At 52.9% G+C, this 22,571-nt stretch carries 22 protein-coding genes; 8 read left to right on the forward strand and 14 right to left on the reverse strand.

Annotation, left to right across the window (positions count from 1 at the left end; genetic code table 11):
- Window positions 1-46 precede the first annotated feature (46 nt).
- The 10 genes from IE092_RS06245 to IE092_RS06290 form a co-directional block, all read right to left on the reverse strand.
- Complete coding sequence (locus IE092_RS06245; protein WP_189356168.1) at window positions 47-508, reverse strand: OsmC family protein; 462 nt, start codon at window positions 506-508, stop codon at window positions 47-49.
- A gap of 166 nt (window positions 509-674) precedes the next feature.
- Window positions 675-2,369: a 2-isopropylmalate synthase gene (locus IE092_RS06250; RefSeq protein ID WP_189356169.1), complete on the reverse strand. Its 1,695-nt coding sequence runs from the start codon at window positions 2,367-2,369 to the stop codon at window positions 675-677.
- Between the two features lie 606 nt (window positions 2,370-2,975).
- Window positions 2,976-4,244, reverse strand: coding sequence for a hypothetical protein (locus tag IE092_RS06255; protein WP_189356170.1), 1,269 nt, complete (start codon window positions 4,242-4,244; stop codon window positions 2,976-2,978).
- Between the two features lie 11 nt (window positions 4,245-4,255).
- Window positions 4,256-4,699, reverse strand: a complete 444-nt coding sequence (locus IE092_RS06260; protein ID WP_189356171.1) for a hemerythrin domain-containing protein — start codon at window positions 4,697-4,699, stop codon at window positions 4,256-4,258.
- Complete coding sequence (locus IE092_RS06265) at window positions 4,689-5,450, reverse strand: peptidylprolyl isomerase (protein WP_189356172.1); 762 nt, start codon at window positions 5,448-5,450, stop codon at window positions 4,689-4,691. Before IE092_RS06265 ends, IE092_RS06260 begins: the two co-directional genes overlap by 11 nt.
- Before the next feature lie 9 nt (window positions 5,451-5,459).
- Entirely contained in the window at window positions 5,460-6,143 is a 684-nt protein-coding gene (gene narI / locus IE092_RS06270) for a respiratory nitrate reductase subunit gamma (protein ID WP_189356173.1), read from the reverse strand.
- Entirely contained in the window at window positions 6,140-6,817 is a 678-nt protein-coding gene (gene narJ / locus IE092_RS06275; protein ID WP_189356174.1) for a nitrate reductase molybdenum cofactor assembly chaperone, read from the reverse strand. Before narJ ends, narI begins: the two co-directional genes overlap by 4 nt.
- Before the next feature lie 13 nt (window positions 6,818-6,830).
- Window positions 6,831-8,387: a nitrate reductase subunit beta gene (gene narH / locus IE092_RS06280; RefSeq protein ID WP_189356175.1), complete on the reverse strand. Its 1,557-nt coding sequence runs from the start codon at window positions 8,385-8,387 to the stop codon at window positions 6,831-6,833.
- Window positions 8,384-12,115, reverse strand: coding sequence for a nitrate reductase subunit alpha (locus IE092_RS06285; RefSeq protein ID WP_189356176.1), 3,732 nt, complete (start codon window positions 12,113-12,115; stop codon window positions 8,384-8,386). The genes narH and IE092_RS06285 overlap by 4 nt, the downstream gene beginning before the upstream one ends.
- 546 nt (window positions 12,116-12,661) lie before the next feature.
- The gene (locus tag IE092_RS06290; RefSeq protein ID WP_189356177.1) at window positions 12,662-13,018 is read right to left on the reverse strand and encodes a hypothetical protein; all 357 of its coding nucleotides are present in this window, start codon (window positions 13,016-13,018) and stop codon (window positions 12,662-12,664) included.
- 295 nt (window positions 13,019-13,313) lie between these two features.
- On the opposite strand from IE092_RS06290, the gene IE092_RS06295 reads away from it, so the two are divergent.
- The 5 genes from IE092_RS06295 to IE092_RS06315 all read left to right on the forward strand — a co-directional run bounded on the left by IE092_RS06295 (window position 13,314) and on the right by IE092_RS06315 (window position 16,846).
- Window positions 13,314-13,643, forward strand: coding sequence for an ArsR/SmtB family transcription factor (locus IE092_RS06295; protein ID WP_189356178.1), 330 nt, complete (start codon window positions 13,314-13,316; stop codon window positions 13,641-13,643).
- A 45-nt stretch (window positions 13,644-13,688) separates the two neighbouring features.
- Window positions 13,689-14,174 (forward strand): arsenate reductase ArsC, encoded by a 486-nt coding sequence (locus IE092_RS06300; RefSeq protein ID WP_189356179.1) that lies wholly within the window; start codon window positions 13,689-13,691, stop codon window positions 14,172-14,174.
- An 87-nt stretch (window positions 14,175-14,261) separates the two neighbouring features.
- The gene (locus IE092_RS06305; protein ID WP_189356180.1) at window positions 14,262-14,954 is read left to right on the forward strand and encodes an aquaporin; all 693 of its coding nucleotides are present in this window, start codon (window positions 14,262-14,264) and stop codon (window positions 14,952-14,954) included.
- 38 nt (window positions 14,955-14,992) lie between these two features.
- Entirely contained in the window at window positions 14,993-15,715 is a 723-nt protein-coding gene (arsH, locus tag IE092_RS06310; RefSeq protein WP_189356181.1) for an arsenical resistance protein ArsH, read from the forward strand.
- Window positions 15,716-16,204: 489 nt separating this feature from the next.
- Window positions 16,205-16,846 (forward strand): hypothetical protein, encoded by a 642-nt coding sequence (locus IE092_RS06315; protein ID WP_189356182.1) that lies wholly within the window; start codon window positions 16,205-16,207, stop codon window positions 16,844-16,846.
- A gap of 68 nt (window positions 16,847-16,914) precedes the next feature.
- On the opposite strand, the gene IE092_RS06320 is transcribed toward IE092_RS06315, so the two are convergent.
- Together IE092_RS06320 and IE092_RS06325 are read right to left on the reverse strand one after the other, a co-directional pair.
- Window positions 16,915-17,325: an ACT domain-containing protein gene (locus IE092_RS06320; RefSeq protein ID WP_189356183.1), complete on the reverse strand. Its 411-nt coding sequence runs from the start codon at window positions 17,323-17,325 to the stop codon at window positions 16,915-16,917.
- A 74-nt stretch (window positions 17,326-17,399) separates the two neighbouring features.
- Window positions 17,400-18,152: an SDR family oxidoreductase gene (locus IE092_RS06325; RefSeq protein WP_189356184.1), complete on the reverse strand. Its 753-nt coding sequence runs from the start codon at window positions 18,150-18,152 to the stop codon at window positions 17,400-17,402.
- A gap of 192 nt (window positions 18,153-18,344) precedes the next feature.
- Here IE092_RS06325 and IE092_RS06330 point away from each other — a divergent pair, with 192 nt between their 5' ends.
- Window positions 18,345-18,992 carry a ribonuclease E inhibitor RraB gene (locus tag IE092_RS06330; RefSeq protein ID WP_189356185.1) on the forward strand — a complete coding sequence of 216 codons (648 nt, stop codon included), beginning with the start codon at window positions 18,345-18,347 and terminating at the stop codon, window positions 18,990-18,992.
- A 15-nt stretch (window positions 18,993-19,007) separates the two neighbouring features.
- Complete coding sequence (locus tag IE092_RS06335) at window positions 19,008-19,676, forward strand: hypothetical protein (RefSeq protein ID WP_189356186.1); 669 nt, start codon at window positions 19,008-19,010, stop codon at window positions 19,674-19,676.
- Between the two features lie 211 nt (window positions 19,677-19,887).
- Here IE092_RS06335 and IE092_RS06340 read toward each other — a convergent pair whose 3' ends face one another.
- The gene (locus tag IE092_RS06340; protein ID WP_189356187.1) at window positions 19,888-20,724 is read right to left on the reverse strand and encodes a LysR family transcriptional regulator; all 837 of its coding nucleotides are present in this window, start codon (window positions 20,722-20,724) and stop codon (window positions 19,888-19,890) included.
- A gap of 101 nt (window positions 20,725-20,825) precedes the next feature.
- Here IE092_RS06340 and IE092_RS06345 point away from each other — a divergent pair, with 101 nt between their 5' ends.
- Window positions 20,826-21,548, forward strand: coding sequence for an SDR family oxidoreductase (locus tag IE092_RS06345; protein WP_189356188.1), 723 nt, complete (start codon window positions 20,826-20,828; stop codon window positions 21,546-21,548).
- Between the two features lie 55 nt (window positions 21,549-21,603).
- On the opposite strand, the gene IE092_RS06350 is transcribed toward IE092_RS06345, so the two are convergent.
- Window positions 21,604-22,512, reverse strand: a complete 909-nt coding sequence (locus IE092_RS06350; RefSeq protein WP_189356189.1) for a LysR family transcriptional regulator — start codon at window positions 22,510-22,512, stop codon at window positions 21,604-21,606.
- Window positions 22,513-22,571: the final 59 nt, after the last annotated feature.

The raw sequence follows: 22,571 nt of genomic DNA on the forward strand, positions 1-22,571 counted from the left end.
GACCGCGCCAAGGCTCAGCAGCGATCACTCTGTTGTCCGGGCAATTTCACAGCGGCTTAATTACCACGTTAGCCTTCAGCGAATTCGCGATGTAGCAATGATCATGCGAGAGTTCATGTAAGGCATTAATCGCTGCCTGATCCGGCTGGCTATCGCCGGAAAAAGTCACTTTCGGCTGCAACACTATATTCGCCAGATACAGGCGGTTACGCTCGTTTTTTTCCATCGTGCCGACCGGATGATCTTCATAATGATCAACGATGTAGCCTTTTTTGCAGGCGAATGCGAGAAAGAACAGCATATGGCAACTGGCCAGCGCCGCAACAACGGCCTCTTCAGGATCAACGTTTTCAGCGACTGACATCGGCAAAGGAACGGAGGACGGTGCGGACGATGCAGGAACCCGTAAACCGCCGTCAAACTGCCACTCATGGGCGCGGCTGTACTGATTGTCACTGAAAACCTGCTCACCACGCTGCCAAACGATACTTGCCAGATGCTGACTCATCTTTTTCTCCTGTATGAATGAACGATGAAGCTGAAAACTGAAGCCGGATGCGGAATTTACCGCGCATCCTGTAGTGTAAGTGTTTTCCGGGCATCAGGTTTGTTGTCTCGCAAAATGAAAAAGGCAGCGTCTGCTGCCTTTTCAAGTAAGCCGGAATAGCCGCTATTTACGCTGCTGCCTGTATTTCTGGCTGCGGTATTTGCGCCGAAACTGCGGCAAACACAGCACTGATCGCTGCCGCTTCGGTGTCCTGATGATGCGCCACACCGCAGGCAAAACCCTGATCGGTATGAATTTCAGCAATCACGTACACTTTGCCGTGCGCATTTTTATCCGGCATCACAGTCCACTGCGCCGACTGCACCTTAAATCCGAGATTGTTCAGCATTTGCTGACAGGCGTCATGAAAGCCAGAGCCTGCCGCAATGACCGCTCGTGGCTGGCCGTGCAACAGCAGATCCGTACGCAACGATAATTGCGCGGCGTCTGATGGCGATGTTCTGTGATCCAGAACCTGATGTGCTTGATAAGCGAGATGATGTGGCGTTTGCAAATACACTTGCGAAAACACCTGAAAAACTGTGTCGGCACTGACTTCAGCGCCGGTGGCGTCTGCCACCTTTTGTACTTCGCGGCTCAGTGCGATCTGCATACGGCGTGGCAAACTGATGCCGTAAGCCTGCTCCAGCAAATAACTCATGCCACCTTTGCCGGACTGGCTGTTGACACGAATCACTGCGTCATAACTGCGGCCGATATCCTGCGGATCGATGGGTAAGTAAGGCACTTCCCAGAACTGATCCGGTTGCTGCTGTGCAAAGCCTTTGCGTATCGCATCCTGATGTGATCCTGAGAAAGCGGTATGCACCAGATCGCCCGCGTAAGGATGGCGCGGATGCACCTGAATGCGGTTAATACCTTCCACGACGGCGCGTACTGCATCGATGTCCGAAAAATCCAGTCCCGGCACAATGCCCTGGGTATACAGATTCAGGGCAAGCGTCACAATATCCACATTGCCGGTACGTTCACCGTTACCGAACAGACAACCCTCAACACGGTCTGCCCCCGCCATCAGCGCCAGCTCAGCCGCAGCGATGCCGGTACCGCGATCATTATGTGGATGGACGGACAATACGGTTTGTGCCCGTCGTTTTAAATGGCGGTGCATCCATTCAATCTGATCCGCGTAGACATTCGGCGTGGACACTTCGACTGTGGCTGGCAAATTAATGATGATGTCCGTTTCGCTGTGGCGATCAGCACACCAGATATCACTGACGGCATCGCAGACTTCGAGCGAAAAATCCAGTTCCGCCATGCTGAAAGTTTCCGGCGAATACTCATAACGCCAGCTGGTTGCAGGCCGCGCATCCGTCAGTTCACGGATTAACTGCGTGCCGGTGCTTGCCAGCGCCAGAATTTCGGCACGGCTTTTTCCGAAGACGATACGCCGGAAGCTCGGAGAAACAGGGTTATACAAATGGACGATCACACTTTTCGCGCCCTCGACCGCATCAATCGTGCGCCGGATCAAGTCTTCACGCGCCTGTGTCAGCACTTCTATCGTCACATCATCGGGAATATGGCCGCCGCTGATCAGTTCACGTACGAACTGAAATTCCGTGTCAGATGCTGAAGGAAACGCCACTTCAATTTCTCTAAAACCGATCTGTACCAGCATCTTAAAAAACCGCAGTTTCTGCGCGATGCTCATAGGTTCAATCAGCGATTGATTGCCATCACGCAAATCCGTACTCATCCATACCGGTGCAGCGGTTATACGTTGCGAAGGCCACTGGCGGTCCGGCAAATTCACTGTGGCGGCTGGTCGGTATTTTACGGATGGCGTTGTGATCATGGCTGTTCTCTGACGATCAGGATGCAGCAAGCCCTCAGCGATAGCTGATCCTGATTTTAAAATTAAATAATTAAATTAAGATTTGTGGCGTCAGAGGCGACCGGCTGCCACGGGACACGAGGCCGGTCAGCCGCGCGTTAGTCGTAGTGATGCGGACTTACGGCCGGCGAAGACGGTGTGCAGCAGAGAAACTGTCAGTAAGCTGAAAAAAATGATCATGTTGTTATCCTGTCAGTCACGCTGGTGACTGGATGAAACGCTATTGTGTACCGGGTTGGAATGGATTCCGGCTGGCGGAACCTGGTGAAGTGCAGGCACTTCAGACGACGCAGCAAATCAGCTTAGTCGTAGCGCTAGGATAACTAGTAGGGATAGCAGCATCAGTGCGGAAACAGTCACAGCCAGCTGTTTGCCGGCTTCTGTTTGTTGCGCAACGGTGATGTGCTTTTGAGATTTCATGTGATCTACTGTAAATCGACTTTAAAAAACGGTCAAGAACTTTTTTCGAAAAGAGACATTTTTTTCATACGTAAAAACACGTAAAATTATTTTATTAATATCCTTATTAATAAAAATAATGCAGGAAATCAATGTTATCCGGAGTTCTCAGGTCTTTTGCAACACGCGGAATTTCCACAATACCCGCAACAATAATGCCCCCAGCCAGATCTGAGTGAATGCGAATCCCAGACCGGCAGCAACGCGCAGCTGCCCGGTCTGCAAAGGTATAGCAAGCAGTAACAACAAACAGACGATCTGCGCTTTCGCTTGCCAGCGTGCTTGCTTTACCGGCAACAGTATTTGCATAGGCGGAATCTTGCTACGCGCAGGTAAGCGTCTGCGTAAATGCAAAAATACCAGAAACGGTATGATTTTGACCAGCATCGCATTCACCGGCAACCACACACCGCCAACCAGCACCAGCACACCGGCAAGCCATTGCCAGTTACTGTCGGTCAGCCAGTCGCAGTGCAAAGCAAACGTGATCATCGCTCCCGTGATCCAGCCAGCGCAGGCAAACAACCACAACAGGTAACCGGGATCATTACGCCGTTTCGCTTTTAACAAGGCCAGCAAAGACCAGCTTGCACAGACAATCACGGCAATGCTCATACACAACAGTGCAAACGTCTGCGATACGGGAAGCAGTAATAAAACGGAAGTCAGCCAGAAACTGGCAGGGAAGAGTTTTTGAAACCAGTGATGTGGGCGCGGTGTTTGCCAGAACATCGGCACCGTTGTCGAAGCGATTCCTGCCAGCAATGCTGCCAGCCAGGCGACACTGGCAACACCAACATGCACATTCAGTAACCAGCCTACTGACAAAGCAGGCAGCGCCAGATTGCCGAAAACGGCCGCCATCAGAACACCGGCAAACAGCACTACACATAAGGCCAGCGGGATATAGCGCAGCGTCAGCGTCGTGTTATCGACCACATCAACGCTGCGTACTGCTGCAAAGAACACAAATACGGTGACGCACAACAGAACACTACCGCTAACGGCGGCGAGCGAAAAAGCCGACTGCGTATGTTCCGTCATACCGCTGAAGCCTGCGATCACCGAAGCTGCTGTCAGCCAGCACAACGGCGCCAGCATGATGCGGATGATTCGTGGCGCACGCAGACGAACGGCGGCCACCACCGGCAGCAATTGCATCAGCGCACCCAGCATCACTGGCAACGCCACTGCCAGCATCATCCAGTGCACCAGCGCCAGCGTCAGTCCGGAAAACCGCTCAGGAAAACCCTGCGCCGGAGCAAATGCCAGCCAGATTCCGGCACCCGCACTCAGCAACGGTGCAGGCACCAGACAGAAAAACACGACAGGCGGATCCGGCGCCAGATCGTAACTGAGGGTTTTAGGCAGGGTCATGCAACTGACAATTATCCGGAACAGGTACAGCCGCCACAGCAGGCACTGCCTTCTGCTTTTGCGCCCAGTACCCGCTCGAGCATCGGATACAGGATATTTTCTTCCTTCACATTATGCTGCTGCAGCAACACATTCAGCGTATCAATTGCAGCCAGCGCCTCTTCCATTTGTCCTGCATTCGCCGCACTGCTTGCCTGTGCTGCCATGTCACGAATATCGGCATGTTCAGTCCGCATCACCATGGTCGGGCCGCTTGTCATGCCGGTTTGCTTTTCAAAGGCAGGGAACCAGTCCTGCTCTTCCTCCAGCAAATGCCGGTTCAGCATATCGGAAAACCGGTTCAGCAATACCAGCGCTTCGGTCAGCTGACCATCGTTTAAGGCATTTTCTGCACGATGCAATAATTCATCGCATTCGCGGTGTTCACTGACCAGATGCGGGATATCAGTTCGCATACGCTACTCCTGAAGACTGGGTCTGAAATTGCGGCAGAAAATCTGCGCCGCGTATATCGGCTTGCCGGACCAGCTGACGCAGATATTCCTGCAAGGCTTGCTCAAAACTACGCTGCTGTAAGGCGGTGGCAATGGACGAAGCAACCAGTTCAAACGGTACCAGCACGCCATCGTCCTTATTTCCCAGCGCAACGATGTGTAAACCGAAGCGTGTTTCCACCAGCGCAGGTATCAGCGTTCCTGCTTCAGCTTTCCAGACGGCTGCATCAAACTCCGGCACCATTTGCCCCGGCGTCACCTGCCCCAGATTGCCACCCTGCTGCCCCGAGGGGCAGTTAGACTGTGCTTTCGCGATGGCCGCAAACTGTGAGGGATCTGCCTGCAATACAGCCAGCTGCGCCAGCGCATGGGCACGCAGGGCTTCCAGATCAACCTGCGGTGTGACCTGATACAGAATGTGTGACACCTCGGCGATTTGTCCCTTGCGGAAATGCTGCGGAAAGCGCTGATAATGACTCAGGCATTCTTCCTGCGTTGGTTCCGGCACAAGTATCGCTTTATCCAGCAATGCGGAAATACGTGTTTCTTCGTCGCCCTGCAAACCCAGCTTATCGGCTTCCTGTTGCAGCACATTGCGCAGAATCAGCGCAGTCATAGCGCTTTCCAGCGGATTCGGCTGATCCTGATGCAGCGGCAGCTCACGCTCCATGTCTGCATCGCTGAGTTCAATTCCATTGATCGTAACTGGCATGACGACTCCTCAGCGTGTACGAACCAGCTGCCAGGCACGGCGCAGGTAGGTGACCGAAGCAAAGCCACTCCATACGTGTACCAGACGGGTGAACGGGAAGATCACAAACAATGTCATGCCCATAAACAGATGTGCCTTGAACAGCAACGGCGCTTCTTCGATAAATCCTGCAGCATCAGCGCGGAAAGTGAAGATGTGTTGCGCCCAGCTCATAAACAACACCATCATATGACCGTCCAGATGGCTGGCAGAAACAAAGATCGTTGATAAACCCAGTGCCAGCGTGATCAGTATCCACAGCAGCAACACTTTATCGCCAAAGCGGGTCACTGCAGAAATACGTGCATCAGAAAAACGGCGATGCAACAGAATCAGCAAGCCGGTCAGACACATCGTACCGAACACACCACCGGCGACCATCGCGATCATTTGCTTAAAGCCATGGCTGACACCGAGGCTGTCCCACACTGCAACCGGTGTCAGCAAACCCACCATGTGGCCAAAGAATAAACCGATGATCCCGATGTGAAACAGGATATTGCCGGCACGCAAATTACCTGTATGCAGCATTTGTGAAGAATCGCTTTTCCAGGTGTATTGTTCACGCTCAAAACGCGCCAGACTGCCGAACAGGAAAATCGCCAGTGCGATATAAGGATAAATACCGTATAAAAACTGATGCAGGTAATTCATGATGCGCTCCCGCGTTGTGTTGATTCAAAATTGGCGGCGGATTTCGGATAAAAGCGGACCACCTGCTCATCCTTACCCGGCCTCAGCAAAGGCTCGGTACCATCGGCACCGGGGCCGAATTTTTCCATCACCTCATCCATGTCGCGTACCGGCGGCATCGATTGCTGACGCGGTTCGACTTCGGTATACGCTGTCAGCACCAGTAAGACATTCGCGTAAGGTGACTGCACATCGCGCAGCCTTGCACCGATTGCTGCAATCACGTGGATGGCTTCGCCCAGCATAGGCTCGGCTTCCTCCGCCGGAATACAGCTGAGAAACTCCAGAAATAAAGGCAGGTAATCCGGAATTTCATTGCTGTCCGGCTCAAAGCCGCGGCGCTGATACTCTTGCAGCAAATCCACCATAGCCTGACCACGATCACGGCTTTCACCGTGAATATGTTCAAACAAATGCAAAGCCTGTGAAGGATTGCGGTCAAAGGTCGCCACATAGTTTTCCTGCAGCGTGATCAGATCATGTGCAGACAGATAATCCAGCAGCGGCGCTAATACTTCAGGCAAATCCACCGGTGCGTCCAGTGTCTGCACCACAGTCCGGATTTCAGGCAGGGCTGCCAGCATATCCGCTTCCGGATAGCTGAGCAGCGCTGAAATGACGCGGTAAATATTCATTTCAGCCTCCTGATTAACCCTGATCTGCCAGCGCTTTTTTGCGCGACTTCGGCATATCCACAAAAATCACACTGCCCTCTGCCTTGCGGCCGAACAGAGTGCCGTCGGATGTGCCACCACTGCAACCATTACCAAACGTGAAGCCGCAGCTGCCTTTTTCATTGAAGCTGTCTTCCACCATTTCTTTGTGAGAAGAAGGCACGACAAAGCGGTCTTCGTAATTCGCAATCGCCAGAATCTGGTACATATCTTCCACCTGTGCCGGTGTCAGGCCGGTTTGCTGCAGCAAGGCCACGTCAGTTTTGCCATGCACGCTTTGCTCGCGTTTGAATGCGCGCATTGCCAGCAGGCGTTCCAGTGCTTTCAGTACCGGCGCTTCATCGCCAGCCGTCAGCAGATTTGCCAGATAGCGCAGCGGAATACGCAACGAAGCCACATCCGGAATAATGCCGTTCATTCCCATACGACCGGACTCAGCGGCTTTCTGAATCGGAGACAGCGGCGGGATATACCAGACCATAGGCAGCGTGCGGTATTCAGGATGCAGCGGGAACGCGATCTTCCAGTCCATCGCCATTTTGTACACCGGCGATTTTTGTGCGGAGATCAGCCAGCTTTCAGGAATACCCTGTTCGCGTGCCATTTTCTGCACTTCCGGATCGTGCGGATTCAGGAAGCAATCCAGCTGCGCCTGATACAGATCACGCTCATCGGCAACCGAAGCTGCTGCTTCGATTTTGTCTGCGTCATACAGCAACACACCCAAATACCGGATACGGCCTACGCAGGTTTCCGAACACACCGTCGGCTGACCGGCTTCGATACGCGGGAAGCAGAAGGTACATTTCTCAGCTTTACCGGAGCTCCAGTTGTAATAAATCTTTTTATACGGGCAACCCGAGATACACATACGCCAGCCACGGCATTTATCCTGATCCACCAGCACAATGCCATCATCTTCGCGTTTGTAAATCGAACCGGACGGGCAGGATGCCACACAAGCCGGATTCAGACAGTGTTCGCACAAACGCGGTAAATACATCATGAAGGTCGATTCAAAAGTGCTGTACATTTCCTTCTGCAAACCTTCGAACAAGGCATCTTTACTGCGCGCACTGAACTCGCCACCCAGATCGTCTTCCCAGTTCGGACCCCAGACGATTTTGTCCATCTTTTTACCGGTAATCACAGACACCGGACGGGCAGTCGGCGGCGTTTCTGACAACGGCGCTTTTTGCAGATGTTCGTAATCAAACGTAAATGGCTCGTAGTAATCGTCAATCGAAGGCAGATTCGGATTCGCAAAAATGTTGGCCAGAATCTTCAGACGGCTGCCCTGACGCGGCTCCAGCTTACCTTCCGCATTGCGCTTCCAGCCGCCATTCCATTTTTTCTGGTTTTCCCATTCTTTCGGATAACCGATACCCGGCTTGGTTTCCACGTTGTTGAACCACGCGTATTCCACGCCATCGCGACTGGTCCAGACGTTTTTACACGTGACCGAGCAGGTATGGCAGCCGATACATTTATCCAGATTCAGCACCATTCCGACTTGTGCACGAATTCTCATGATGCTTCTCCTTGTTCTTGCAGTTTGCCTTCCAGCCAGTCCACACGCTTCATCTTACGTACCACCACGAATTCATCGCGGTTACTGCCGACGGTGCCGTAGTAGTTAAAGCCATAGGCCTGTTGCGCATAACCGCCGATCATGTGGGTTGGTTTCAGCACTGCGCGGGTCACCGAGTTATGGATACCGCCGCGTTTTTTACTGGTTTCTGCACCCGGCACATTGATGATTTTTTCCTGTGCGTGATACATCAGACACATGCCATCCGGCACACGCTGGCTGACTACAACACGTGCTGTCAGCGTACCGTTACTGTTGAACACTTCGACCCAGTCGTTATCCACCAGTCCGGCTTTTTTCGCATCCTGCTCCGATACCCAGACGTGCGGACCGCCACGGCTTAAGGTAAGCATGCGCAGATTGTCGGAATACGTGGAGTGGATGCCCCATTTCTGATGCGGCGTAATCCAGTTCAGTACGATTTCTTTTTCACCGTTCGGCATTTTTTCCAGCACCGGCTCAATCGTCTTCGTATCAATCGCCGGTTTGTACACGCAGAAGCCTTCACCGAATTCCAGCATCCAGCGGTGATCCTGATAGAACTGCTGGCGACCGGTCAGTGTGCGCCACGGTATCAGTTCATGCACATTGGTATAACCGGCGTTGTAGCTGACTTCTTCCGATTCCAGACCCGACCAGGTCGGTGCGGAAATAATCTTGCGCGGCTGCGCCTGTACATCGCGGAAACGGATTTTGTCGTGCTCGCGGCCAACAGCCAGATGCGTATGATCACGGCCTGTGATTTTGCTGAGGGCTTCCCAGGCTTTTACCGATACATGGCCATTGGTTTCCGGCGCGAAGGTCAGAATCATTTCCGCCGCATCGATTGCAGTTTCCAGTTTCGGACGACCCTCACTGACACCGGCATCGGCTACCCGTTTGTTCAGGTCTGCCAGTTCATGCACTTCATGTTCGGTATTCCAGTTAATGCCTTTACCGCCATTGCCCAGTTTGTCCAGCAGCGGCCCAACCGAAGTGAATTTTTTGTAGATCTGACGGTAATCGCGTTCCACCACCACAAAGTTCGGTGCGGTTTTGCCCGGAATCAGATCGCATTCGCCTTTTTTCCAGTCTTTCGGTTCAAATGCTTGTCCCAGTTCAGACGGCGTATCGTGCATTAATGGCTGCAATACGATGTCCTGACGGGTACCCAGATATTCGCCACCGATTTCTGTAAATTTTTTGGCGATGCCTTTGTAAATTTCCCAGTCGCTTTTGCTTTCCCACAAAGGCTGCACAGCTTCGCTCAGCGGATGAATGAAAGGATGCATATCTGAGGTATTCAGATCATCTTTTTCATACCATGTTGCGGTTGGCAGCACGATATCGCCGTACAGGCAGGTCGTACTCATACGGAAATCCAGCACTGTCAGCAAATCCAGTTTGCCTTCTGCCGCTTCTTCACGGAATTTCACTTCGGCCGGACGAATCGCCTCGTTTTCATCATCAAACAAGGCGTTTTGTGTACCAAGCAGATATTTCAGGAAATATTCATGGCCTTTACCGGAACTGCCCAGAATATTCGAACGCCACACGAACATATTGCGCGGGAAGTTTTTCGGATTATCCGGATCGTCACAGCTCATATGGATGGAACCGTTTTTCAGTCCCTGTGCCAGGAAAGCTTTCGGATCTGCACCGGCTGCTTTCGCCTGATCACAAATATCCAGCGGATTGGTTTCCAGTTGCGGTGCCGATGGCAGCCAGCCCAGACGCTCGGATTTCGCATTCAGATCAATCATGCTCATGTGGCTGAATTTCGATTTATCCGCCGTTGGCGCAAGGATTTCATCCACATGCAGTTTTTCATGACGCCACTGGCTGGTATGCGCATAGAAGAAACTGGTGCCATTCATCTGGCGTGGCGGACGTACCCAGTCCAGCGCAAAGGCCAGCGGTGCCCAGCCGAATTGCGGGCGCAGTTTTTCCTGACCCACATAATGCGCCCAGCCGCCGCCGGACTGACCAACACAGCCGCACATCATCAGCAGATTGATGATGCCGCGATAAATCATATCGTTGTGGTACCAGTGGTTCAGCGCGGCACCGACAATCACCATGCTCTTACCGTGGGTGTCGTGCGCATTTTGTGCAAACTCACGCGCTACCTGAATCACCAGTTCGCGTTTCACGCCGGTATGTTTTTCCTGCCATGCCGGGGTGTAAGGCACATCATCGTCATACGAAGACGCTACCGTGCCACCGAGACCCTGATCAACTCCGTAGTTGGCCATGGTCAGGTCATACACCGTTGCGACCAGTGCTTCAGAACCGTCCGCCAGCGTCAGGCGGCGTACCGGTACTTCGCGCAGCAACAGATCGGATGCATCTTTGCCGCCGAAATAGCTGAAGCCAACCGTCGCAATTTCATCATTGCTGTCCACCAGACTCAGCACCGGATCGATTTCACGACCGCTGCCGCCATCTTTGCTTTCCAGATTCCAGCGGCCGACTTTTTCACCGTTGTTGTGCTTGTCTTCGCCCCAGCGGAAACCGACAGAACCATTCGGCGTGACCAGCGTATTGGTCGCCGCATCAATCGCCACGGTTTTCCAGTCCGGATTATTTGCTTCACCCAGTCCGCCCGGCAATTCCGAAGCACGCAGGAACTGGTCAGGCACAAAATGGCCGTTGCGTGACTGCAAACGCACCAGCACCGGCATATCGGTGTACTGCTTCACGTAACTACGGAAATAATCGGATTTGCCGTTCAGGTGGAATTCTTTCAGCACTACATGGCCCATCGCCATCGCCAGCGCTGCATCCGTACCCTGCTTCGGTGCCATCCAGATATCGCCGAACTTCACCATCTCACCAAAGTCAGACGATACTGCAACCGTTTTTGTCCCCTTGTAGCGCACTTCGGTATAGAAGTGAGCGTCCGGTGTACGGGTTTGCGGCACGTTGGAGCCCCAGACCATCAGATATGTGGAGTTATACCAGTCCGCCGATTCCGGCACGTCCGTCTGTTCACCCCAGATTTGCGGGCTGGCAGGCGGCAAATCGCAGTACCAGTCATAGAATGACAGGCAGGCACCACCGATCAGACTCAGATAACGCGCACCGGCGGCATACGACACCATGGACATCGCCGGAATTGGCGAGAAGCCAATCACACGATCCGGGCCGAATTTTTTGACGGTAAACGCATTCGCTGCGGCAATGATTTCCTCTGCCGTATCCCAGTCTGCACGCACAAAGCCACCCAGACCACGCACAGATTTATAGCGTTTGGCTTTTTCCGGATTCTGGCTGATCGATTCCCATGCTGCGATCGGGTCCATGGTTTTGCGCGCTTCACGCCACATTTCCATTAAACGACCACGGATCATCGGATATTTAACGCGCTGTGCAGAGTACACATACCAGCTGTAAGACGCACCGCGCGGACAACCGCGCGGCTCATGATTCGGCAAATCCGGACGAGTGCGCGGATAGTCGGTTTGCTGGGTTTCCCAGGTAATCAAACCGTTTTTGACATAAATTTTCCAGGAACAGGAACCGGTACAGTTCACGCCATGCGTGGAACGAACGATTTTGTCGTGCTGCCAGCGGCTGCGATAGGCGTTTTCCCACTTACGGTCTTCGTCGACCACGGCACCGTGGCCATTGGCGAATGTCGACTTCACATGCGACATAAACCGCAGTCTGTCTAAAAAGTGACTCATTATTGACTCCATTTGGTGTGGGAAAACCCACTCTGTTGGCACTGTAAGCAGTGTAAAAATGAAGTCCGTCTGTGAATATTCGTCGATGCGGGTAAGCCGCCACGGCGTAAGGTCTAGCCCGCCTAGTCCGAAAGAACTAGTCGGCTACTGCGCGGGGTGTTCAGCAAACGCTGCGATAAAGTCAGCTTGCTGTGATGCGCTGTGAGGCGGTGAGGAAGCGCGGACTATGCAGAAGTCCGCATGGAACACTTATGGAGACCCGCAGTTTCCGCCGACGACCGGAAGATTGGTATGCGGAGATCCGCATTTGGGGTGTTTTTGAGAAGAGATTGAAAATCCATCGCTTCAGAAAAGAGTGTCCGGTGAATTTGCGCTGACTAACTCTGAAGGCTGAATCTCTGACCGAAGCGGATGCAAACACCGTTTTTTAGCAGAACGCTAAATGGTCAGACTCAATACCTGCCACTGGCTAACCCATATCATTTTAAATCAGTGCTTAATGCAGAAGGATGACTGACAAGCGCTAATTGCTTACCATGCCTTTAGCTACAGCAATTTTTCCGTATTTATATTATCCGCGAATATTGTTATGTCCCCGAAGTCGCCCTCTAAACACACGCCTGTAGTTCTCAGCCCAATAGACTCAAGCTCACCCAGACTTGGAATATTTTCAGAAGAGGTAAATCCGGCCTTCAGACTAACACTACCGACTTCCACAACAATCGGAGAGCCATTGTGGTTCGAAGCAAAAATCCTATAACGCTGGCCGTCATCAGTTAAAACTGTCATTTCAAACCAAAGATTGGCCTGATCTTTGGTGATCGATAAAACATAGCTTTCAGCGAGGTCGATGAGTTTCATTAGTAGCAACGCATAATTCCCGAACTCTTCGGGCGTAGACATTTTATTAATTTTCCAGGATCATCAACTAGTGCTGATGTAATCATCTCAGCCTTAATTAATGAGCATAGTTTTTATAATATTTTTACTTCTTAAACGTCGAATATTAGCCCTCATCGATACATGGATCAACAAACCCAGAAACTTTTTCATGAACAATTCTTTGCAGAGACTTCCCTTTTTTTGTGCACACCTTTCATAAATTTCCATCAAAAAACCACGATTAGATTGCAATTCTCCCTTTTTTATTTCTATAATTCGACCATTATAGAAATATCGATTTTCACGCGGAGGACCTATGGAAACCAAACAAGCGATCGCGGCGCTGGCGGCAATTGCGCAGGAGTCGCGGCTGGCGGTGTTTCGTCTGTTAGTGCAGGCGGGGCCGGAGGGGATGATTGCCAGCAAGATCAGTGAGCAACTGGAGATTCCGCCTTCATCGCTGTCATTTCATCTGAAAGAATTAAGCCATGCCGGTATGGTCAACGTCAGGCAGGACGGGCGTTTTATGATTTATTCGGCCAATTTTGACACCATGAATTCTCTGCTCGGTTTTCTCACGGAAAACTGCTGCGGCGGCGCGCCGTGCGCCCCTTCGTCTGGCTGTGCGCCGGACAGTTGTTGCTAACACCTTTTCTGATCCGATTCTTTTCATCCAACAATTGAGAACACGATGAACGTACTTTTTCTCTGCACCGGTAATTCCTGCCGCTCCATTCTGGGCGAGGCTACTTTTAACCATTTAGCACCTGCGGGCTGGAAAGCCATGAGCGCGGGCAGCCAGCCTACCGGACAAGTGCATCCGCGCTCGCTGGCTTTGCTGGCGAAAGAAGGCATTGCCACGGAAGGCTATAGCAGCAAATCCTGGGACAATTTGCCAGCCACGCCGGATATTGTGATTACCGTGTGCGCCAGTGCCGCCGGTGAGACTTGTCCTGCGTATCTGGGACCGGTGCTGCGCACGCACTGGGGTGTGGAAGATCCGGCACACGCCACCGGCAGTGACGATGAAATCAACGCGGCATTTATGCAGGCTTACCGCATTTTACGTGCGCGCATTGAAGCATTTCTGGCCTTGCCGCTGGACACACTGGTTCAGGATAAAGCGGCACTGAAAGCAGAACTGGACAAAATCGGCAGCTTACTGCCAGCGCAGTAACACTGAAAAATTCTTAACTGCACAGATGGTGCAAATCATCAAAAATGCGCTGTCATGACGGCGCATGCACACAAAGGGAATACACGAATGCGTAGCGTGAAGCGACTGGTGGCCGAAGGTTTAGGTACGGCTTTTTTGTTAGCGGTGGTGGTGGGTTCCGGCATCATGGCGGAAGGTCTGGCGGGCGGTAACGTTGCTATCGCCTTACTCGCCAATGCGATTGCCACTGGTTGCGGTTTAACCGCTCTGATACTGATGTTCGGCGCGATTTCCGGTGCGCATTTCAATCCGGTTGTGAGCTTATCCGAAGCGTGGCAGGGCAATCTGCCACGTAATGAAGTGCTGCCGTATATTGCGATCCAAATCGCCGGTGCCTTTACCGGTATTGCGATTGCGCACAGCATGTTTGGCGAGCCGGTCTTTTTTGCATCTGAACATGTGCGAACCGGCTGGTCTCAGTGGTGGAGCGAATTTGTCGCGACCTTCGGGCTGATCGCAGTCATCATCAGCACGTCCAGAACGCGTCCAGGTGTGACGCCGTTTGCAGTCGCTGCTTATATCACCTCTGCTTACTGGTTTACCGCATCCACCTCGTTTGCCAATCCGGCAGTCACGCTGGCACGTGCTGCCAGCAATACCTTCGCCGGCATTCGCCCTGCGGATACCTTAGGCTTCATCGCGGCACAGCTTGCCGGTGCACTGATCGCTACGATTTTATTCAACTGGCTGTATCCGGCAACGCCAGCATCGGATGTTGTCGCATCCGACGAAGCAAACTGAACGAGGCTGAGAAGCCATTACCGATAGCGAGGATCAGCATGTCACATCATCTTTCTGATTTACCCAATTTACAAACGGAACTGTTTCAGCAACCGGATATCAGCCAGTTTCGGCCTGCCAGCCCGTCGCAGCATCCACCTCGCTTCTTACTGCTGTACGGCTCTCTGCGCGAACGCTCCTACAGTAAATTGCTGACGCTGGAAGCGGCACGTCTGCTGACTGCCATGGGTGCGGAAGTTAAAGTATTTGATCCGAAAGATTTACCGCTGCCGGATGGCGCACCGGAAGATCATCCGAAAGTCAGAGAATTACGCGAACTGACACTGTGGGCAGAAGGCATGGTCTGGTGCTCGCCGGAACGCCATGGCGCAATGACCGGCATTATGAAAGCACAAATCGACTGGATTCCGTTAAACAGCGGCGCAATCCGCCCGACACAAGGAAAAACGCTGGCAGTCATGGAAGTATCCGGCGGCTCCCAATCATTCAATGCGGTCAACCAGTTACGCATACTCGGCCGCTGGATGCGCATGCTGACCATCCCTAACCAGTCTTCCGTCCCCAAAGCGTTTCTGGAATTTGACGACGCCGGACGCATGAAGCCTTCCGCCTACTACGACAGGGTGGTCGATGTGATGGAAGAACTGATGAAATTCACCCTACTCACCCGCGACATCGCCCCCTATCTGGTTGACCGCTACAGCGAACGCAAAGAGAGCGCCGAAGCATTATCTAAACGGGTCAATCAGCGCAGTATTTAAGACTGGAAAAGAATCAGTGAGTAAAGTTAAGTCCGCCTGCAGACGCTCGCTGATACGGCGCTGAGAAGAGAAGCGGACTATGCAAAAGTCCGCATCGATCACTTACGAAGACCCGCAGTTTCCGCCGACGACCGGCAGATTTGTGTGCAGAAATCCGCATTTTGGGTGTTTTTAGGGAGTTTGAACAGAATTTCGGCGTGAGTGATTTGAAAATTCAATGCGACGACGGGCTAAGGTAAAAGTGCACTTCTGCGAACGAGCAACCACCCGCAAAATACACCAAGCGGAGCAGAAGCCATCCAAATCACCAAAACCGCAGCAGACGCCGGTTGTGGGAATTGCGCAAAAATAGAAGAAGCTACGACAAGAATCAGAAATGGCTTTATTCGCTGAAATAGGATTAATTCAGCGTGTCCTATGGTAAAAATTCCCCTCGTGACTTACCCCAATATATAAGCGTGGCGATTAACTCTCATAGAAAAAATTTTTATGTTCAATTTCTTCAGAAAATCTAAAAATTCTCAAGCTTCTGAATCTCATAGCAATGCTTCACTGGACATGCTTCTTACACTGCCAAACGAAGCAAAAGAGTTTTTGAAAATCCGGAACGAGGTCAATTGCCTCGGTCTCGGAATCAATATTCTCAGCGAAGAAGATTGTCTGCTTGCATCCTCACATTTGCAGAGCATCAGACTCGCCAGGCATCTCGGTTTATATGTTCTTGATGACGCTAATGATTCAAATCCGTTTTGCTACATCACTGAAGGAATTGCTGCCGGGATGGTGATTCACTTTAATCATGATCCTGAACCGGAGATTGCATTTCTAAGTTTAAATGATTTCGCTGTGTTCTTACGTGAATGCCATCAGCAAAAAAGAACGCTTTGGGAGTCAGAAACGACACCCCCCTCTCACCCCGATCAGAAATTGCTTGCAGCCGTCATATCTGAACTAGCACGTTTTGATGATGATCATTCGGAATCGCTGCTGTGTCTGTATATTTCACTTTTGCGCGGAGCACATCCTGAATTGGTGGTGGAACTTTCCTTGAATCCGGGTATGTATGTGCGTGAAGCGCTTCAAAATGCAATCAACTCTGAAAAACTGAGCAGCCAAGGAAGCGATCAATAATCAGGTGAGATTTTCTGTACATCCAATCAGATACCTTATACCAAAAAGAATTTGTTTGAATGAGTTTGTTACATTCCAGATCGTGACTCCTCATGCTGCAAAGCCCGCAACGCATCCATCGCCGATTCCCCCTTCTCCACTGGCACAAAAATATGATCGTGGTAAGCACCTGCCACTACATTGCAGCTGATGCCTGCTTTGCCCAGTGCGGTGGCGAAGGCGGCGGTGAGGCCGATGGCTTGTAAATCGGAATGCACGGTCAGCGTGATCCATGCGGCGCGGAACAGGATGGCTAAACCCGCATCCAGCGCTTGCTGTTCGGGCAATACCAGCGTCAACCCTTCGGCTTCCGTGACGGAAACAACTGGCGATAAGCCTTGCATTGCGCTGCCGTGCGGTACAACACAATAGACGTAAACGCCTTCGTGTAAGGCTGGCTGCATTGATTGCAGCAATACGTTCAGATCTGAAATTACCATTTTGGATTTTCCCTTCAGTGATGCTGCTTGCGGTATGAAGTGTCTTTTAAGCGCGTCGAAATCAGTAAGCCTGATTACAAACCACCCGCCGCATCAATAAAACTACCGGTCACGAATGAAGATTTTTCTGATGCCAGCCACAGGATGGCTTCAGCGATTTCCTGCGGGTATCCGCCACGTTGCAGCGGAATGCGGGATTTGAGGCGGTCTACGCGGCTGGCTTCGCCGCCTGAGGCGTGCATATCGGTGTAGATCAGGCCTGGGCGGACGGCGTTGACGCGTATGGCTTCGGCAGCGACTTCCAGCGCCAGCCCGCGTGTCAGGGTATCGACAGCGCCTTTGGAGGCGGCGTAATCGATGTATTCATGGGGTGAGCCACTTTTTGCCGCACCGGATGACACATTGACGATAGCGCCACCGTTGCCGCCGTGTTTGGTGGACATGCGCAATACCGCTTCCTTGCAGCACAGAAAACAGCTGATCACATTGCTGCGCAGTATTTCTGAAAAACGTTCTTCAGAAATATCGGTGAACGAACATTGCTGCTGCAAAATTGCAGCATTGTTGACCAGCACCGTAACCGGCCCGAATGCCGCTTCAGTCTGGTCGAACATTGACTTCACCTCTGCCGCTACCGACACATCAGCCTGCACCGTGATGCAGCGGCCGCCCGCCGCGCTGATTTCTGCGCTGACTGCTTCTGCCGCCGCCCGGTCTTTGCGATAATTGATACACACGGCATAGCCATGCGCGGCGAACAGCTTCGCGGTTTCCGCGCCGATGCCACGGCTGGAACCGGTGATGATGGCGACTTTCGGCTTGCTCATAGGGAGTCCTTTTCTGGTGCTGTCGTGTGTTCGGGATTTTCTGTCAGGTTTTGCTTTCTATTCCGGCAGTTTAACGGTAAAAAGCATCTGGTATTCTCTGTGCTGTCAGTGCATAACCTGAATATATTCGCTCCGGCATTTTCAAAGCACCGCAGGGATTTTTATATTGCCTTATCCGACAAGGAATTTCTTATGAATCCGGTTCAGACCTTCTGGCAAGATTTTGTTCGCTTACTGCCGCAGCTGACAGAAGGAGAAGATCCTTCCGCGTCTGCGATGGATGCCTTATTAAACGCGCTGCAGGAAATTGACGAGCGCTTGTATTTTTTTATCGGTTCCACCGATACCGGCATGGATTTGATTTTGTCCGCCGAGGGTTATTCCGATCTGATGCCGCTACTGAATCAAATTAAAGCGTCTTCTCCCGTTGTTCCGGGCTGGCAGACGGTTATCACGTATGAGGCGGATCTGCTGTTTGGTCAGCGCAATCTGCGGGTATTTCCGGAGACAGAAAACGGCGATGTGCTGTACAAGATGGGGCGCAAAGGCGATGCGTTATGGCTGAGCCGGCCTGTGAATTTTTCTGTGGTTCTTCCGGACATGCAGGCTGCAAAACAGTTTGCCACACAACTGAAGCAGGATGGATATCGCTTTGAAGTCAGCTCCTATGACGGTGCGAAAGACATGCAGGCGCAGGCAGAAATCACGTTGGAGTTGATTCCGGGGATTGAAAACATCGACAATGCAGAAAAGATGCTGGCAGCGCTGGCGTTGTCATTCGGCGGACGAAATGATGGCTGGGGTTGCGGCGAAGTCAGCGCGGCGGACAAGTCGGTTTAAAACAAAGGAAAAAACATGAAGCCAGTTTTTATAGCAACGATGTTTCTGCTGACCACGCAGGCATTTGCTACGGAGCCCTATACCTGCAGAAATGGCGCGTTCCCTTCGTATCCGGAGATACATTACGGCGAAGTGATGGTCAGTGCGGATCAGCGAGCAGCGGTCTTTCCTGACTGGGAAGGCTGCCCCGATACCGCCTCGTGCAGTCAGAAGGATGCGCTGAAGAAGGGCGATAAAGTTCTGATTGCTCATACATCGGATCGCTGGAGCTGCGTCTGGTATTCAGGAAAACACAGCGAAGTGGTCGGATGGATCGCCAGTCAGAACATTCGTGCCTTGCCGGAACGCGATCCGGCAATGAAGAACTGGCTTGGCAACTGGAAATCCACCGGTGGCGCGGCGCGTATCGTGATCCGGGCATCCAAAGATGGTCAGCTGATCATCCGCGGTAACGCACGCTGGGTAGGCGGGTTGGGGCCGACCGGTGAACGTATCATTCACTCCGGTGATCTGGAAGGTAAGGCGGTTCCTGCGGGTAATCAGCTGCGTATCGGTGATCCGGAAACGCCTTATACCTGCGTTGCGACTTTGCGCTTGCTGCACGATCAGCTGGTGGTGTCGGATAACAGTTTGTGCGGCGGGGTGAATGTACGGTTTGATGAGGTGTACCGCAAGCAGCGCTGATACGGCGCGAGCCACTCACCATCCGGTGCAGCTTATCTCAGGTGATTTGGGGCAGCTTCAGGCAGCGTCAGACCATTTTGAAGCACGAAATCGGCTCAAATGCGGTGTTGAGCACAGCGATCTGGCTGTCGTCGGCAGAAAGTCTGGCTGTCCGGAAAAGACAGATGACGATATTTGCACAGCCAGCGTTTGGCTTGCCGGGTTTTGTGCATCACAAAGGCTGTTCGCGCAGGCTTTCCAGCAGCATGGCAAGTGCCGGTCGCTGCAGAGCATTGGCTGCGTAACACAGACCGATACGGCGCGACGGGGCAGCGCCGGACAGGCGCTGGCTGCGCAATTCGCCGGTCAATAAACTCGGGGGCAGTAAGGCGACACCGAGTCCGGCCAGTACCATATCGCGCGCAAGTTGCAGGCTTCCAGCCTGATGCGCAGTGGCGATGGCGTTTCCGCCGCCGCCCAGCCACGCCAGCAAACGCTGATGGGACGGGTGTTGCGGGCAGATAATCCAGTCCAGTTGTGCTGCCTGCAGTGCATTGGTCTCGTCCGCCGCAGATGCATTTTCAGGCGTGGCATCCGCCAGCGCTGCCAGCACAAAACTTTCTTCCCACAGCGGAAAAAACAATTCATCTTCACAGCGTAATTCTTCGCTGGCCAGACGCAGATCGCCGGTGCAGCCGGGCAGAATTTCCAGCAGTAATTGCGGTAATTGCCGTGTGCAATGGCGCAGCAAGGCAGCAAGGTGTGCGCTGGCGATGTCGGCTTCCACGCCCAGCGTCAGCGGCAGGCAATCCTGTGGCGCCAGAAACTGCGCTTTCAGTTGCGTCATTTGCGCCAGCAAGTGCTGCGCCTGCGGATACAGGCGACGCGCTGCATCGCTGACCAGTACACCTCTGGCTTCACGCGTGAACAGACTGCAGCCCAGTTCTTCTTCCAGCTGACGGATGGTGACGGACAAGGTCGGCTGCGTCAGACACAGGCGTTCCGCCGCGCGGGTGATATTGCGCTCTTCAAAAACGGCGACAAAGGCTTTGAGCTGGCGGGCATCCATAGATTTTTTCGATGTCTGAAACAGAAAATTATCATTTGTGCGGCTAAAAACTGCAAGATAAAGTGCGATCCATTGACCAACTTTATTTGTACGGAGTTTTTATGCAAAAGCCTTTGATCGTCATTACCGGTGCCAGCTCGGGTATCGGCGAAGCCACCGCACGCCAGTTTTCTGCACTGGGTTACCCTTTACTGCTGCTGGCACGCCGCGTGGAACGCCTGCATGCACTGGGCCTGCCGCAAACAATATGCCGTCAGGTGGATGTAACCGATGCGGCGTCGATGCGTGCAGCACTGGCGGAAGCGGAAGCGGAATTCGGTCCGGCGGATGCCATCATCAATAATGCGGGTGTGATGCTGCTGAGCGAAGTGGCAAAGCAGGATGCCGCGGAATGGCAGTCCATGCTGGATGTGAATGTCCACGGCGTGCTGAACGGCATTCATGCGGTACTGGGTGGCATGCTGGCGCGTCGCCACGGCACGATCATCAATGTCAGTTCGATTGCCGGTCGCAAAACCTTCCCTAACCATGCGGTATATTGCGGTACCAAGTTTGCAGTGCACGCGATCAGTGAAAATCTGCGTGAAGAAGTCAGCGGCCACGATGTGCGCGTGATCACGATTGCACCGGGCGCAGTGGAAACCGAATTGCTGAGCCACACCACCGATGAAGCGGTGCGCAGCGGTTACGAAGAATGGAAACGCAATATGGGGCCGGTGCTGCGCGCCGAAGAAGTGGCGGATGCGATTCGTTATGCGTATCAGGCTCCGCAGCATGTGTGTATCCGTGAAATCGTGCTGGCAGCGACACGTCAGCCTGCATAATGTCTGCGCCGGACGCGATTTCAGATCAGCGTCCGGCATCGCAAGCGACTATGCCTCAGTCTGATGCCTGTAATGCCGTTTGCTGACGCAAACCCTGCACCAGATGATCCACCAGACTGCGCACACGCGCCGAACCGCCGCGCCCTTCCCGATGCACCACATGCACCGGCCAGGGCGCGGGTTCGTAATCCGTCATCACCGTCTGCAGGCTGCCCTGCTGCAATTCCTGCGCAACCTGATACGACAATAAACGGGCAATGCCCGCATGCATGCTGACGGCGCAAATCGCCGCGTCATTGGTGCTGACGGTCAGACGCGGTTTTACCCGCATTGAAAGCGGCTCGCCCTTGTGCGCGAATTTCCATTCGGCATTGGTACCAACGCCGGTGGCGGCGATGATCTGATGATGCGTCAGATCAGCCGGTGTCTGCGGTGTACCGTGCTGCGCCAGATACTGTGGCGATGCGCACAGCACGCGCCGTATGCTGCCGACACGGATTGCACGCATACTGGAATCTGCCAGCTCACCGATACGCACCCCGACTTCCACGCCCTCTTCCAGCATATTCACTACGCGGTCCAGAAACAGTGCAGAGACTTGCATGTCCGGATATGTCTGCAGATAGCTGACTAACTGCGGCATCACAAACATTTTGCCGAACAGCACCGGTGCCGTCATGGTCAGATGTCCGCGCGGCGCGGCATTGATCCCCACCACCGCATCGTCTGCTTCCTGCATTCTGGCCAGAATCTGACGCGCATCATCCAGATAACGCAAACCGGCGTCGGTAGGCCGCACAAAGCGCGTGGTGCGGTTCAGCAGTTTCACACCCAGACTTTGTTCCAGCGCTGCAATGGTGCGGGTTAAGGCCGGTGCGGACATATTCAAACGCCGCGCAGCACGGGCAAAGCTTTCTTCCTCGGCAACGGCCACGTAGGCGGTCAGCTGTACAAAGCGGTCCATAGGTTAGTGATCCCAATTATTCCGATTATCGCAAGAATCTATTGTAATTCCTGAGGATT

The organism is Cognatundibacterium squillarum (assembly GCF_014652435.1).
In the GTDB taxonomy this organism is placed as follows: Bacteria; Pseudomonadota; Gammaproteobacteria; order Burkholderiales; family Burkholderiaceae_D; genus Undibacterium; species Undibacterium squillarum.

Excerpts from the sequence above, each read along its gene's own strand:
- IE092_RS06245 (WP_189356168.1), bottom strand. The coding sequence starts at position 508 with ATGAGTCAGCATCTGGCAAGTATCGTTTGGCAGCGTGGTGAGCAGGTT.
- IE092_RS06250 (WP_189356169.1), bottom strand. The coding sequence starts at position 2,369 with ATGATCACAACGCCATCCGTAAAATACCGACCAGCCGCCACAGTGAAT.
- IE092_RS06255 (WP_189356170.1), bottom strand. The coding sequence starts at position 4,244 with ATGACCCTGCCTAAAACCCTCAGTTACGATCTGGCGCCGGATCCGCCT.
- IE092_RS06260 (WP_189356171.1), bottom strand. The coding sequence starts at position 4,699 with ATGCGAACTGATATCCCGCATCTGGTCAGTGAACACCGCGAATGCGAT.
- IE092_RS06265 (WP_189356172.1), bottom strand. The coding sequence starts at position 5,450 with ATGCCAGTTACGATCAATGGAATTGAACTCAGCGATGCAGACATGGAG.
- narI (WP_189356173.1), bottom strand. The coding sequence starts at position 6,143 with ATGAATTACCTGCATCAGTTTTTATACGGTATTTATCCTTATATCGCA.
- narJ (WP_189356174.1), bottom strand. The coding sequence starts at position 6,817 with ATGAATATTTACCGCGTCATTTCAGCGCTGCTCAGCTATCCGGAAGCG.
- narH (WP_189356175.1), bottom strand. The coding sequence starts at position 8,387 with ATGAGAATTCGTGCACAAGTCGGAATGGTGCTGAATCTGGATAAATGT.
- IE092_RS06285 (WP_189356176.1), bottom strand. The coding sequence starts at position 12,115 with ATGAGTCACTTTTTAGACAGACTGCGGTTTATGTCGCATGTGAAGTCG.
- IE092_RS06290 (WP_189356177.1), bottom strand. The coding sequence starts at position 13,018 with ATGTCTACGCCCGAAGAGTTCGGGAATTATGCGTTGCTACTAATGAAA.
- IE092_RS06295 (WP_189356178.1), top strand. The coding sequence starts at position 13,314 with ATGGAAACCAAACAAGCGATCGCGGCGCTGGCGGCAATTGCGCAGGAG.
- IE092_RS06300 (WP_189356179.1), top strand. The coding sequence starts at position 13,689 with ATGAACGTACTTTTTCTCTGCACCGGTAATTCCTGCCGCTCCATTCTG.
- IE092_RS06305 (WP_189356180.1), top strand. The coding sequence starts at position 14,262 with ATGCGTAGCGTGAAGCGACTGGTGGCCGAAGGTTTAGGTACGGCTTTT.
- arsH (WP_189356181.1), top strand. The coding sequence starts at position 14,993 with ATGTCACATCATCTTTCTGATTTACCCAATTTACAAACGGAACTGTTT.
- IE092_RS06315 (WP_189356182.1), top strand. The coding sequence starts at position 16,205 with ATGTTCAATTTCTTCAGAAAATCTAAAAATTCTCAAGCTTCTGAATCT.
- IE092_RS06320 (WP_189356183.1), bottom strand. The coding sequence starts at position 17,325 with ATGGTAATTTCAGATCTGAACGTATTGCTGCAATCAATGCAGCCAGCC.
- IE092_RS06325 (WP_189356184.1), bottom strand. The coding sequence starts at position 18,152 with ATGAGCAAGCCGAAAGTCGCCATCATCACCGGTTCCAGCCGTGGCATC.
- IE092_RS06330 (WP_189356185.1), top strand. The coding sequence starts at position 18,345 with ATGAATCCGGTTCAGACCTTCTGGCAAGATTTTGTTCGCTTACTGCCG.
- IE092_RS06335 (WP_189356186.1), top strand. The coding sequence starts at position 19,008 with ATGAAGCCAGTTTTTATAGCAACGATGTTTCTGCTGACCACGCAGGCA.
- IE092_RS06340 (WP_189356187.1), bottom strand. The coding sequence starts at position 20,724 with ATGGATGCCCGCCAGCTCAAAGCCTTTGTCGCCGTTTTTGAAGAGCGC.
- IE092_RS06345 (WP_189356188.1), top strand. The coding sequence starts at position 20,826 with ATGCAAAAGCCTTTGATCGTCATTACCGGTGCCAGCTCGGGTATCGGC.
- IE092_RS06350 (WP_189356189.1), bottom strand. The coding sequence starts at position 22,512 with ATGGACCGCTTTGTACAGCTGACCGCCTACGTGGCCGTTGCCGAGGAA.